The 12,821-nt window shown below is 71.7% G+C and carries 11 protein-coding genes and 2 pseudogenes; 9 read left to right on the top strand and 4 right to left on the bottom strand.

Going from position 1 to position 12,821, the window contains the following annotated elements; all coding sequences use genetic code 11:
* Positions 1-422 precede the first annotated feature (422 nt).
* Genes QFZ76_RS46210 through QFZ76_RS46200 form a run of 3 tightly spaced genes read right to left on the bottom strand, consistent with a single transcriptional unit; the run spans position 423 to position 3,264 of the window.
* Positions 423-1,304: a universal stress protein gene (locus QFZ76_RS46210; protein ID WP_307679322.1), complete on the bottom strand. Its 882-nt coding sequence runs from the start codon at positions 1,302-1,304 to the stop codon at positions 423-425.
* A gap of 5 nt (positions 1,305-1,309) precedes the next feature.
* Complete coding sequence (locus QFZ76_RS46205) at positions 1,310-2,332, bottom strand: zinc-dependent alcohol dehydrogenase (RefSeq protein WP_307679321.1); 1,023 nt, start codon at positions 2,330-2,332, stop codon at positions 1,310-1,312.
* A 26-nt stretch (positions 2,333-2,358) separates the two neighbouring features.
* The gene (locus QFZ76_RS46200; RefSeq protein WP_307679320.1) at positions 2,359-3,264 is read right to left on the bottom strand and encodes a universal stress protein; all 906 of its coding nucleotides are present in this window, start codon (positions 3,262-3,264) and stop codon (positions 2,359-2,361) included.
* A gap of 316 nt (positions 3,265-3,580) precedes the next feature.
* Between QFZ76_RS46200 and QFZ76_RS46195 the strand changes: the two genes are divergently transcribed.
* The 9 genes and pseudogenes from QFZ76_RS46195 (at position 3,581) to QFZ76_RS46155 (ending at position 10,300) form a co-directional block, all read left to right on the top strand.
* Positions 3,581-5,287 carry a SulP family inorganic anion transporter gene (locus QFZ76_RS46195; protein ID WP_307679319.1) on the top strand — a complete coding sequence of 569 codons (1,707 nt, stop codon included), beginning with the start codon at positions 3,581-3,583 and terminating at the stop codon, positions 5,285-5,287.
* A 195-nt stretch (positions 5,288-5,482) separates the two neighbouring features.
* A pseudogene (locus QFZ76_RS46190) lies at positions 5,483-5,890 on the top strand (oleate hydratase); the annotation flags it as partial.
* 62 nt (positions 5,891-5,952) lie between these two features.
* Positions 5,953-6,309, top strand: coding sequence for a zinc ribbon domain-containing protein YjdM (locus QFZ76_RS46185; protein ID WP_307679318.1), 357 nt, complete (start codon positions 5,953-5,955; stop codon positions 6,307-6,309).
* A 150-nt stretch (positions 6,310-6,459) separates the two neighbouring features.
* Complete coding sequence (locus QFZ76_RS46180) at positions 6,460-6,801, top strand: metalloregulator ArsR/SmtB family transcription factor (RefSeq protein ID WP_307679317.1); 342 nt, start codon at positions 6,460-6,462, stop codon at positions 6,799-6,801.
* Positions 6,798-8,531 (top strand): SulP family inorganic anion transporter, encoded by a 1,734-nt coding sequence (locus QFZ76_RS46175; RefSeq protein ID WP_307679316.1) that lies wholly within the window; start codon positions 6,798-6,800, stop codon positions 8,529-8,531. The genes QFZ76_RS46180 and QFZ76_RS46175 overlap by 4 nt, the downstream gene beginning before the upstream one ends.
* Entirely contained in the window at positions 8,528-8,740 is a 213-nt protein-coding gene (locus QFZ76_RS46170; RefSeq protein WP_307679315.1) for a hypothetical protein, read from the top strand. The genes QFZ76_RS46175 and QFZ76_RS46170 overlap by 4 nt, the downstream gene beginning before the upstream one ends.
* A pseudogene (locus QFZ76_RS46165) lies at positions 8,740-9,197 on the top strand (ATP-binding protein). The gene QFZ76_RS46170 and the pseudogene QFZ76_RS46165 overlap by 1 nt, the downstream one beginning before the upstream one ends.
* Positions 9,198-9,202: 5 nt before the next feature.
* Positions 9,203-9,598, top strand: a complete 396-nt coding sequence (locus QFZ76_RS46160; RefSeq protein WP_307679314.1) for an anti-sigma factor antagonist — start codon at positions 9,203-9,205, stop codon at positions 9,596-9,598.
* 351 nt (positions 9,599-9,949) lie between these two features.
* Positions 9,950-10,300, top strand: coding sequence for a metalloregulator ArsR/SmtB family transcription factor (locus QFZ76_RS46155; RefSeq protein ID WP_307679313.1), 351 nt, complete (start codon positions 9,950-9,952; stop codon positions 10,298-10,300).
* A gap of 43 nt (positions 10,301-10,343) precedes the next feature.
* Here the strand turns inward: QFZ76_RS46155 and QFZ76_RS46150 are convergent, their stop codons facing one another.
* On the bottom strand, positions 10,344-12,713 hold the full coding sequence (locus QFZ76_RS46150) for a glycoside hydrolase family 65 protein (RefSeq protein ID WP_307679312.1): 2,370 nt from the start codon (positions 12,711-12,713) through the stop codon (positions 10,344-10,346).
* Positions 12,714-12,821: the final 108 nt, after the last annotated feature.

Genomic DNA, 12,821 nt, shown 5'->3' with positions numbered 1-12,821 from the left:
GGCCCGTCCCGCCTCTCCCGATGCCCACTGCGGCTCAAGACGCATGGACACGGCGTGCAGCTGCATCGCTTTCGAAGCCGGGCGGCACTGTGCCGGACTCCCCGGGAGGGTGGGTCGCGCCGTACGACGACAGCGGGCTCGACGCGCGGTCAGACGCGGCGCACGCGCGCGTCGAACGCGCTGACGCCGCCCGGGGCCACCAGGCCTCCCGGTGTCGCGACCACGGAGGCCGACCTCGATCTCGGCGAACCGCGGCAGGCCGGCTGCCGTCCGGGAGAGCCGCCGCTGCCGCTGCTCCAGGCCTTCGAGGCCGGCCGGCCCGCTGCCGCGCGATCCGCAGACGTACGTCCCGGATCAGACGGACGTCCCGGATCAGACGGACGTCCCCGATCAGACGGCGAAACTCTGAACCGGCCCGCGCATCAGGCCGGCTGCGGTACGACGGCGACCGGGCAGGCGGAGTGGTGCAGCACCGTGTGGGCGACCCGTCCCAGCTGAAGGCCGAAGAAACCGCTCTGGCGCCGGGCTCCGACCACCAGCAGATCGGCGGTGACCGACGCGTCGAGCAGTACCCTGCGGGCGGTGCCCTCGGCGGTGCGCCGGTGGAGTTGCACGGACGGGTGCTCCGCGGCCACTTCGTTCAGCGCGGCCTCCAGCGTCTCGGCGGCTCGCTGTTCGTGCATCCGGGCCGGACCGCCGGCCAGCAGGGGGTGTTCGGTGGTCTCGTGCCCGGGGCATCTCCAGGCCCGTACGGCTTCCAGGACGGCGCTCCGCCGCTCCGCTTCCTGGAAGGCGAAACGCACAGCAGCCGAACTCCGCGCCTCCTCGCCGACGCCGAGCAGGACGCGCCCCTGCGCTCCGGGCTGCGCCCGGAGGTCATGGCTGCCGCGCAGCACGATCACCGGGCAGTGCGCGTGGGCGGCGACCGCGAGGCTGACCGAGCCGAGCAGCAGCTCGGCGATGCCCCCGCGCCCCCGCGCCCCCAGGACCAGCAGGGAGGCGCGCCGCGCCTCGGTCACCAGGGCGGGCACCGGCCCGTCGGGCACCACCTCGGCCTCGACCTTCAGGTCCGGTCGACGGCGGTGGGCGCGCCGCACGGCGGCATCGACGATCTTGTCGGCCAGTATCTGCTCGGACGTCCTGCCGAGTTCCTGGGCGAGCGCCGCGCCTTCGTAACGCTCCCACAGCGAGGCGTACACCAGCCGCAGCGGCACCCCGCGCAGTGCGGCCTCGTCCGCCGCCCAGTCCACGGCGCGCAGACCGGGTTCGGAGCCGTCGACGCCCACGACGACCGGAAGGTCCACCGTTCTCACCTTCCCGCACCGAGGTCGAAGACGATCCGGGCCTTGACCTGGCCGCTGAGCACCTCGCTGATGGACTCGTTGACGGAGGCGAGCGGGCGGGTCTCGTAGATCACCCTGGTGCGGCCCGCCGCGTGCAGCTGGAAGACCTCGGCGAGGTCCTGCCGGGTACCGACGATCGAACCGATCACGCTGGTGCCCTTCAGAACGGTGTCGAAGATCGGAACCTGGACCGTGCCGTGCGCGGGCAGCGCCACCATGACCAGCTTCCCCCCGCGCCGCAGCCCGGAGTTGACAGCCGCGAAGGCAGCCTCGTTCACCGCGAGAGCGATCGCCGCGTGCGCACCTCCATACCTCTGGAGCACCTCGCCCACGTTGTCCTTGCGGGCGTCGATGACGAGGTCGGCGCCGAGTTCCGCGGCCAGGTCGAGCTTCTCGTCGGTGATGTCGATCGCCACCACCCGAGCTCCGGCGATCTTCGCGTACTGCACCGCCAGATGACCGAGACCGCCGACACCCGAAATCGCGACGAGCTGGGTGGGCCCGACACCGGCCACCTTCAGCGCCTTGTACGTGGTGACGCCGGCGCAGGTCAGCGGGGCGGCGTCGAACGCCGTGATGCCCTGCGGCACGGGCTGCGCGAAGTCGGCCCAGGCCAGCATCTTCTCCGCGTACCCGCCGTCGCACCCGTAGCCGGTGTTGACCTGCTGCTCGCACAACGTCTCCCAGCCGGACAGGCAGTGCTCGCACCGCCCACAGGCCTTGCCCAGCCACGGCACGGCGACCCGCTGCCCGACGGACAGGTGGGTGACGCCGTCACCGAGCTTCTCGACCAGGCCCACGCCCTCGTGACCGGGCACGAACGGCGGGTTCGGCCTGACCGGCCAGTCGCCGCGGGCGGCATGGATGTCGGTGTGGCACAACCCGGACGCCTCGACACGGACGCGGACCTGGCCCGGGCCGGGCTCGGGATCGGGGCGCTCCTCGATGACCAGGGGTTCACCGAGGACTCGTACGACCGCTGCCTTCATGGTTCTTGCTCCTCGGGGATGGTGCGTCAGCCGTGCGCGACGACGGCGACGGGGGCGGTGGAGTGGTGCAGGACGGCGTGCGTGACCGGTCCGATGTGGGCGCCGATCGGGCTACGGCGGATCTTCCTGCCCACGACGACCAGGGAAGCCTCACGGGAAGCGTCGACCAGGTGGTTGGCCGGGCTGCCGGCACGGGACTGCTCGACGACCTCGACCGTCGGGAACTTCTCCCGCCAGGGACGCAGCATCTCGGTCAGTACGGCGGTGTCCTGCCTGCCCAGCTCGGCGTTGAGCTCGAGGTCCGCGGGCAGGCCGTAGGCGAAGTACGGCGGCAGGTTCCAGCCGTGGACGACCCGCAGGGCCGTGTCCCGCCGAGCCGCGGCGTCGAAGGCGAACTCGATCACGGTGTCGTGCGGACTGTCGGTGTCGAGGCCCAGGACGACAGGCCGGAACGGGGCCGCGGCGGACGGGATTCCGGCCGGGTCCATCGCGTGCTCGTCCGCGGCCTGCTCCCCGGCGCGAACCAGGACCACGGGCACTTCGACGTGGGCGACGACGGCCTGCCCGACGGAGCCCACCAGGAAGCCTCCGAGCCCGCTGAGGCCACGGGAGCCGAGGACCAGCAGTTCGGCGTCCTGTGCCGCGCCCGTCAGCACGTCGCCGGGCCGGCCGCTGAGCTGTTCCACGGTCACGTCCAGCCCGGCATGGCGCAGCCTGAGGCCTTCCGCCGCCTCGCGGGGGATCCGCTCGCTCCAGTGCTGCTGTGTCTCCGCGCCGAGGAGCGGTGCCTGGGCCATGGGCTCGGGGACGGGCTCCCAGACGTGCACGAGCTTCAGCGGCAGGCCGCGCAGCTTCGCCTCGCGGGCCGCCCATTCGGCTGCGGCCCGGCTCTCGGCCGAGCCATCGAGACCTGCGACAACGTTGTGGACCATCGTTCTGCCTCCTGAACGGGGATGTGATTCCAGCGTCACGCTGCCGAGGCCTGTGGTGCAGGGGCCGCAGGTCCCCGACTGGGGCCGATCGGCCCTGCGGGCGGCAGGCGCGGTGACACCATGGGCCCGCCGACCGACGCGGACGCCGACCGGCCGCGCACCACTGCGAAGGGACAGGACGGGAACTGAACCGTCCCTTCCGCACGGCCTGTTGGGCTCCCGACCGCCGGCCCTGCAGGGCGTGGGCGGACCGTTCGGCCTCTCGCGGGCGTCCGTTCGCCAGTGCATGCTGATATCCCTCGTCAGAAGGAGGACCATGTCCCCGAGCTCGGACGGCAGTGTTCCGGTGTGGCGCCGTCTGACACCCGGGCTCGCCACGCTCCTCGGCTACCGGGGCTCGTGGCTGAAGGGTGACGTACTGGCCGGAGTGACGGTGGCCGCCTATCTCGTGCCCCAGGTGATGGCGTACGCGGGCGTGGCCGGTCTGCCGCCGGTCGCCGGGCTGTGGGCGATCCTGCCCGCGCTCGCCCTGTACGCCGTGCTCGGCTCCTCCCGCCTGCTGTCGGTCGGCCCGGAGTCGACGACCGCGCTGATGACGGCCACGGTGGTCGGTCCGCTGGCGGCCGGGGATCCGGCCCGGTACGCGACACTGGCGGCCGCACTGGCGATCGCGGTCGGCCTGCTGTGCGTGGTGGCGTGGGCGGCGCGGCTCGGCTTCGTCGCGGATCTGCTGTCACGGCCGGTTCTCATCGGCTATCTGACGGGCGTGGCGCTGATCATGATGGTCGACCAGCTGCCCAAGCTCACCGGCGTCGACACCACAGGCTCCGCGTTCTTCCCTCAGCTCTGGTCCTTCGTCCGGGACCTGCCGAACGCCCACCCGGCCACCGTCGTCTTCTCCGCTGTCGTGCTGGCCTTCCTCCTCATCGCCGCCCGGTACGTCCGCGCCGTGCCCGGCCCTCTGCTGGCCGTGGTCCTCGGTACGACGGCTGTGGCGGTCTTCGGACTCGACGACGGGCACGGCATCAAGGTCATCGGCGACGTGCCGGCGGGCCTGCCCGGACTCGCCCTGCCTGACCTGACCGACCTGCCGCATCTCCTGCTACCCGCCCTGGGCGTCCTCCTCGTCGGCTACACGGACTTCATCCTCACCGCACGGGCCTTCGCCGCCCGTGACGCGAACGCGCTGGACGCCAATCAGGAGTTCCTGTCCCTGGGCGCCGCCAACCTCGGTGCGGGCGCACTGCACGGCTTCCCGGTGAGCAGCAGCGCCAGCCGTACCGCGCTGGCCTCCTCGGCGGGCGGCCGCAGCCAGGCGTACTCGCTGGTCGCCGGGGCGGCAGTCCTGTCGGTCCTGCTGTTCCTGAGCCCGCTGCTGTCCCGCACTCCCACGGCGGTGCTGGGCGTGCTCGTCGTCTACGCCGCCATCCGCATGATCGACCTGACGGGTTTCCGCAAGCTGGCGTCCTTCCGCCGCCGGGAACTCCTGCTGGCATTCGGCTGCCTGGCCGGGGTCCTCGTCCTGGACATCCTGTACGGGGTGCTGGTCGCCGTCGGTCTGTCGGTGGCGGAGCTGTTGACCCGGGTCGCGCGCCCGCACGACGCCGTCGAGGGGCTGGTGCCCGGCGTGTCCGGCATGCACGACGTCGACGACTACCCCGAGGCCCGTACGATCCCCGGCCTGCTGGTCTACCGCTACGACTCCCCCCTGTTCTTCGCCAACGCGGAGAACTTCCTACGCCGGGCCCTGGCCGCGGTCGGCACACAGGAAGTTCCCGTGCGCTGGTTCGTCCTCAACACCGAGGCGAACGTGGAGGTCGACATCACCGCCCTGGACGCGGTCGACGAACTGCGCCGCGAACTCACCGACCGCGGCGTCGTCTTCGCCCTCGCCCGGGTCAAGCAGGACCTGCGGGATGATCTGGAGGCCTACGGTCTGGTGGAGACCGTCGGCACCGGGCGGATCTTCCCCACCCTGCCGACGGCCGTGGCCGCGTACCGGACATGGTGCCGCGAGCAGTAGTCACCCGTCCGACGGAGGCGTACAGGGCCGAGGGCCGAACAGTGCGGGCCTCTTCGGCCCTCACCCGAGTGGGCCCGTCGGGCCGATGTGCCCGCATCCGTGGGGCCGTTCGGCCCCTCTTCGCCCAGCGCCTCGAAACGGCGCCGACACAGGGGCCGTTGCCGGGCGCAGCAGGAACGACACCACATCCGGGGTCCCGGCCGCGCCGGCAACCACACGCCCAAGCCGATGACGATGTGCTCCGGCCGGGAGATCCTCGACGAAGTACTCCACCATCTGCGGTTCGACGAGGCGGTGGCGGCCCGTGTCCGGGAGACCTCCACCGTCGTGCCCTGCCTGATGCCGTACGTCACCAGCCAGTTCCTGGTCCGCCGCCGCGACGACCGGCCCAAGGTCGTGCCCGAAGGGTCGGTGAACCTCGCCTTCATCGGACAGTTCGCCGAAGTGCCCGACGACGTCGCCTTCACCTTCGAGTACTCCGTACGCACCGCCTGGACCGCGGTGGCCGGACTCCTCGACCTCGCCAAGCAGCCACCTCCGGTCTACAAGGGCCACCACGATCCCCATGTGCTGGCGAGCGCGCTGGAGACCATGCACCACCGCCCCTCCACAGCCGGCGGCCGACCACCAGCCGGCCGGCGTGCGGCGCCGGATACTCTGGCGCGATGATCGATAACCTCCCTTCTTGTCCGAAGTGCTCCTGTGAGTACACCTACGCCATGAACGCCCTTGTGGTGTGCCCGGAGTGCGGCCACGAATGGGCACCCGCGGAGAGCGGTGCGGAGGGTGGAGGACCCGCCGGGGAGCGGGTCGTCAAGGACGCTGTGGGCAATGTGCTGCGGGACGGCGACACCGTCGTCGTCAAGGCGCTCAAGGCCAAGGGGAGCCCCTCGGGGATCAAGGCAGGCACCAAGGTGCGCGGAATCCGGCTGGTCGACGGCGTCGACGGCCACGACATCGACTGCAGGATCGACGGTTTCGGAGCCATGCAGCTCAAGTCGAGCGTGGTCAAGAGGGCCTGATCCCGCCCGCCGGGGCGGCCCGGTAGTAACAGGATGCTGAATTGCATAATTTCGCAATTGGTTAGATGCTGTGTTGGCTGTGTCCGCAGGTAGCCGTGGGCGCAGCCTGCACCGGCCCCGGGTGGGGCGTTGTCCGGGAAGCCGAGGGTCATGTCCGTTCCGCTGTACCAGGCCACGGCCGATTTCTTCCGGATGCTGGGACATCCCGTACGGATACGGGTGCTGGAGCTGCTGCAGGACGGGCCGAGACCGGTACGGGAGCTGCTGGCCGCGATCGAGGTGGAACCCTCCAGCCTGTCGCAACAGCTGGCGGTCCTGCGCCGCTCGGACATCGTCACATCCAAGCGCGAGGGCTCGACCGTGGTGTACGCGCTCGCCGGCGGGGACGTCGCCGACCTGATGGGGGCCGCGCGCAGGATTCTGACCGAGCTGCTGGCCGGGCGGAACGAGCTGCTGGCCGAGCTGCGGAATACCGAGGTCGCCGCGCGATGAGGATCCCCTTCTGCCGGGCCGTGGCCCGGCTCACCGCACTGCTGCCCGGCCGCACGGATCTGGCGGAGATGCGCCGCGACCCACGCCGGGACCTGCTGGCCGGCCTCACCGTGGCGATCGTCGCACTGCCGCTCGCACTCGGCTTCGGTGTCTCCTCCGGGCTCGGCGCGGCGGCGGGGTTGGCGACCGCGGTGATCGCGGGCGTGCTCGCCGCCGTGTTCGGCGGGTCGAATCTGCAGGTGTCCGGGCCGACCGGCGCCATGACGGTCGTGCTGGTACCGATCGTCACCGAGCACGGGGCGTCCGGGGTGCTGACCGTCGGGCTGATGGCGGGCGTCATGCTCGTCGCCCTCGCCCTGCTCAAGGCCGGGAAGTACATGCAGTACGTGCCCGCGCCCGTCGTGGAGGGCTTCACGCTCGGCATCGCCTGCGTCATCGGGCTGCAGCAGATTCCCAACGCCCTCGGGGTGCCCAAGCCCGAGGGCGACCGCGTCCTCGTGGTGACCTGGCGCGCCTTGGAGGAGTTCGCGACCCACCCGAACTGGACCTCCGTCGCCTTCGCCCTGGCGGTCGCCGCCGTCATGCTGATCGGCGCCCGGCGGCGGCCCACGATCCCCTTCTCCATCCTCGCGGTGATCGCGGCCACCCTCATGGCACAGGCAGGCGGCCTGGACGCGGCGCAGCCGATCGGCGACCTGCCGTCCGGCCTGCCCGCCCCCTCGCTCGCCTTCCTCGACCCGGGCGCGCTCGGCTCGCTGCTCGCCCCGGCAGTCGCGGTGGCGGCGCTGGCAGCCCTGGAGTCGCTGCTGTCGGCCTCGGTCGCCGACGGCATGACGGTCGGCCAGAAGCACGACCCGGACCGTGAGCTGTTCGGTCAGGGTCTGGCCAATATCGCCGCGCCGCTGTTCGGGGGCGTACCGGCGACCGGCGCGATCGCCAGGACCGCCGTCAACGTTCGTACCGGGGCGGGGTCCCGGCTGGCGGCCCTGACCCACGCGGCGGTCCTCGCAGTGATCGTCTTCGCGGCCGCACCCCTCGTCTCCAAGATCCCGCTGGCGGCGCTGGCGGGCGTGCTGCTGGCCACCGCGATCCGCATGGTCGAGGTCAGCTCGCTCCGGGCGATGGCGAGGGCCACCCGCTCCGACGCGTTGATCCTCGTGCTGACCGCCGTGGCCACGCTCGCCCTCGACCTCGTCTACGCCGTGATCATCGGCCTGGTGGTCGCCGGCACCCTGGCGCTGCGCGCGGTCGCCCAGCAGGCCCGCCTGGACCAGGTGCCGCTGGACCGTGGTGACCACAGCGCCGAGGAGCACGCGCTGCTGGCCGAGCACATCGTCGCCTACCGCATCGACGGGCCACTGTTCTTCGCCGCCGCCCACCGCTTTCTCCTGGAGCTGACCGAGGTCGCCGACGTGCGGGTCGTCATCCTGCGCATGTCCCGGGTGACGACCATCGACGCCACCGGCGCCCTGGTCCTCAAGGACGTGGTGGAAAAGCTCAATCGGCGCGGCACCGTGGTCATGGCCTCCGGGATCCGCCCTGGCCAGCGCCAGGCGCTGGAATCCGTGGGCGCGTTGGAGCTGCTGCGCCGGGAGGGGCGTGAGTACGCCACCACGCCGGAGGCGATCCGGGGCGCACACACCTACCTGGAGTGCGTCGGTGTCATGCCGACTGTTCCCGCCCAGACGTCCCGGCCCGTCAGCCGGGAAACAGAGGAAGCCGCCGGATGAGCACTCCGCCCATTCCCCTGCGCAAGGTCGAGGTCTCCGGCGCCGAGGAGTTGCTGTCGGAAGGCCGCGCACCGGGGCGGCCGGTGTCCACGCGGCGGGTCCTGACCGTCGTACGGCCTGGTCGGCAGATGGGGGACTTCGAGTGCCTCCTGCCGCGCCCGCGTCCCAAGACGGTGACCGCATTCCCTCTCACCCCCGCGGAGGCGTGATGAACGCCCGGCTCGAAGCACTGCCCCACCGGCATGTGCTCACACTGCCCGCGATGCCGTCCGCGGTCCGCATGGCCCGGGAGACCGCCGAACAGGTGCTGGCCGAGTGGGGCGTGAACCCGCGCCATCCCACCGTCGGCCCGGCCCTGCTGATCCTCAGCGAGCTGGTCACCAACAGCGTCCGGCACGCCGCGGCGCTCTCCCCGCAGATGACCGTCATCTACGCGGCCGGCCCGGACTGCCTGGCCTTCGCCGTCCACGACCGTCACCCCCACCGGCCCTCGTTGTACGCGCCGGCCACCCGAACGAAGGCGGGCGGTCTTGCCACCGTCATGGAGCTCACCCTCGGCCTGGGGGGGGCACGGCGGTGGTCCGGGGGGACGCCGACGGCAGGGGGAAGAGCATCTGGATCACCCTTCCCTTCCGACCGAACACGCCGAACGCGCAAGGAAGTTGACGATCATGACCATCGAGTGGCGCTACACCGTCGAGCAGGACCTCGGCATCCTGCCCGTCTCCGGACACCTGGGCCCGGAGGCCGTCCGTCGCTTCACCGGTGCCGTCGGCTGGGTGGTGGGACGCGGCACCGGTCCGGTCATCGTCGACCTGAGCGGGCTGCGCGGCTGGTCGGCCGAGGGGCAGTTGGCGATCATCGAGGCCGCGGGGCGTCTCGCCGAGGCGGGCCGCGGCCTGGAACTGGCCGCGATCCCCGCAGACGGCTCCCTCGTGCCCAACGGGGAGTGCCGGCCCATCCCCGTGCACGCCGACCTGGCCGACGCACTCGCGGCACACAGCACGCGGCACGGCGAGCCACCGGAGGGCCGCCACGAGTGGCGGACGACAGGGTGGCCGGCTTGAGACACCGCGGGCCGGTGCGCCCGGTGGGTCCGGCCGGGTGCAAAGGCACCGTCGGGATCACGTACGGGTACGACGGTGCAGATGCCGTCCCTCGTGACGACGGCCTCGTCCTCGGCGAAGTCCGGCACATCCGCCTTCGCGGCAGTCGTCTGGGCGGTCAGTGCCGAACCGCGCCCAGCGGCCTTCATGTCACCACCGTGGGATTCGGGCGGCGCGGTTCTCGTGCGAGATTTCGGCATGGCCGCTGTCGCACGCGAGGATGAGCCGCATGTGTGTGACGAGTGGGTGTATGCGAGGCGCCGAGGACCGGCCCATAGGGCCGTGCTGCTCCGCCGGGGAGGGGACGGCACGATGAGCACGCCGCTGTACCAACTGAAGGCCGAGTTCTTCAAGACACTCGGCCACCCGGCGCGCATCCGGGTCCTTGAGCTGCTGAGCGAGCGCGAGCACGCGGTGGCGGAGATGCTGCCCGAGGTCGGGATCGAGCCGGCGCACCTGTCACAGCAGCTCGCGGTATTGCGCAGGGCGAACCTGGTGGTGACCCGCAAGGAGGGCTCCACCGTGTACTACTCGCTGACCAGCCCGCATATCGCCGAGCTGCTCGGGGTCGCCCGCACCATCCTGTCCGGGGTGCTCGCCGGGCAGGCCGAACTGCTCGCCGATCTGCAGGCCGCCCAGACGCAGGCGGAACCACCGTCGTAGGGACCCCCCCGAACTCGCCGCGCTCGCCGAACCGACCGCGACCTCAGTCGGGGAGCTCCAGCCGGCAGATCTCCCCCGGCTGCACGCCGACCGAGCGATCGGGAAGGTGGACGTCGATCGGGGAGCGGTCGGACGACGGTACGGCGATCTCCAGCCACCCGCGCTCCAGACGCAGGCGCACGCCCCAGTGGCCCTGGTAGCGGAGCTCGAAGCCGTAGGAGGAGAGCTCGGGGAGGGGCACCGGGTCCAGCCACAGAGCGCCGCGCCTGGGCTCCAGGCCGGTCAGGCCGCGCTGGACCAGGTCCAGGGTGCCGGCCATGGCACCGAGGTGGAGGCCCTCGCCCGTGGTGCCGTCCTGGACGTCGGCGATGTCACCCCTCAGTGCCTCCTGGCAGAACGTCCAGGCATCGGCGCGGCGGGCCCGGGCGAGGACCCAGCCGTGCACCAGTCCGCTGAGGGTGGAGCCGTGGCTGGTGCGGCGCAGGTAGTAGTCGACGGTGCGGCGCCAGGTGTCCTCGTCGAGCCGGTACCCCAGCCGACGGAACAGCCCTTGGAGTTCGTCAGGCGAGAAGAGGTAGCCGAGCATCAGTACGTCGGCCTGTTTGGACGCCTGGTAGCGGTTGGCGGTGTCGCCCTCCGCCTCCAGGATCCGGTCGAGCCGCCGGATGTCGTCGTACCGCCGGCGGTATCCGGCCCAGTCCAGTTCCTCCAGCTTGCCGTAGTCCTCGAACTGGCTGATGACCCCGTCGTGGAAGGGCACGTGGAGCGTGCGCGAGACGTCCTCCCACTGTTCGAGTTCGCCGACGTCGAGTCCGGTCCGCTCGACGAGTTCCCGACGGCGCGGTTCGGGCAGGGTGTCGAGGAGTTCCAGGGCGCGGGCCAGCACCCAGGCGGCCGTGACGTTGGTGTACGCGTTGTCGTCGAGGCCCGGCTCCGCCGCCCAGGGGTAGGCATCGTGGTACTCGTCGGGACCGACGACCCCGCGGATGCGATGCCTGCCCAGTGTCTCGTCGTACACCGCCGAGTCCGCCCAGAAGCGGGCGATCTGCAGCAGCATCTCGGCGCCCTTGGTGTGCAGGAACTCGGTGTCGCCGCTGGCCTCGCAGTACTGCCACACGTTGTACGCGATCGCCGATCCGACGTGGTACTGCAGCCGGGAGTGATCGGGCAGCCAGCGTCCGGAGCGCGGGTTGAGGTGCAGCCGCTGGGTCTCCTCGCGGCCGTCGCTGCCGCTCTGCCAGGGATACAGGGCTCCGCGCCGGCCGCGGTCGCGGGCGGCGGAGCGGGCGCGCTCCAGGCGTCGGTGGCGGTATTGCAGCAGGGCGCGGGAGACCTCGGGGAAGTGCAGGTTGAGGTAGGGCAGAACGAACAGCTCGTCCCAGAACACGTGCCCGCGGTAGGCCTCACCGTGCAGCCCCCGGGCAGGCACGCCCACGTCGAGGTCGGCGGTGTGCGGGGAGAGCGTCTGCAGGACATGGAACAGGTGCAGCCGCAGGATGCTGCCCGCCTCGCCCGGCACGTCCAGCTCGGCCCGCCGCCACAGCTGGTCCCAGGCCGTCAGGTGCGACTCCAGCAGCTTGTCGAAGCCGGGCGCGCGGCCCACCCGTTCGATCGCGGCGTGCAGCGGATCGCTGATCGCCAGGTCGCGTGAAGTGTGCAGGGCGACGGTCTTGTCGACGGTGGCGGTCCGGCCGGGAGCCAGGCGCAGGCACACCCGCTGGACGGCCCGCGTCAGCTCGTGCTGTGCCGTGGCCGGCACGTCGGCGGTCAGCCGGGCCGCCATACCGACCCGGATGTCGGAGGTGCGGGTACGGCAGCGCAGCCAGACCGCGTCCGGAGCGGCGGTACCGGTGTCCACATGAGTCAGATGACGCCCGTCCAGTTCGCGGTAGCGCGGCACGCCGGAGTTGGTGACGCTCCCGTCCAGGGCGGACTCGACCGCGAGGTCACCGGAGAATCCGTCGGCGGTGAACTCGGTGCGCAGGGCGGCCAGGTGGGGTTCCGCCATGTGCACGAGCCGCTCCTGGCGGACGGACAGGGCGCGTCCCTCGCCGAGCCCGTAACGCGTCCGGCGCTCCAGCAGCCCCGAGGCCAGGTGCAGGACCTGCCGGTGCTCCAGCACCTCTGCGGTGTCGGGGGTGAGCCACTGCTGCCCTTCGACTCGGAAGCGCAGCGGCAGCCAGTTCGGCAGGTTGACCATGTCCTCGTTCTCGACCTCACGGCCTGCCACCTCGGAGGTGAGCCTGTTGTAGCAGCCGGCCGCATAGGTGCCCGGGTAGTGCACGTCGTCCGCGACGCACTCGGGCAGCGCCCCGCGGGTGGCGAAGTAGCCGTTGCCCAGCGTGCACAGGGACTCGCGCAGACGCTCCTGAGCGGGATCGTAGCCCTCGTACTCCCAAATCCGGTCCGTCACTTCGGCGCTCCTCAGACGAGCAGTTCTGCGAGGTCTCCTACTACGACGTCGGCACCGTGCCGCAGCAGTCTCCCCCGTGTCCGGGCCGTCGGCGCGGTCCACGCCGAC

Origin of the sequence: Streptomyces sp. V4I2, assembly GCF_030817655.1 — a bacterium.
Classification (GTDB): Bacteria; Actinomycetota; Actinomycetes; order Streptomycetales; family Streptomycetaceae; genus Streptomyces; species Streptomyces plumbiresistens.
The sequence above is the reverse complement of the archived record's forward strand: the minus strand, read 5'-3'. Positions and strand labels throughout refer to the sequence as shown.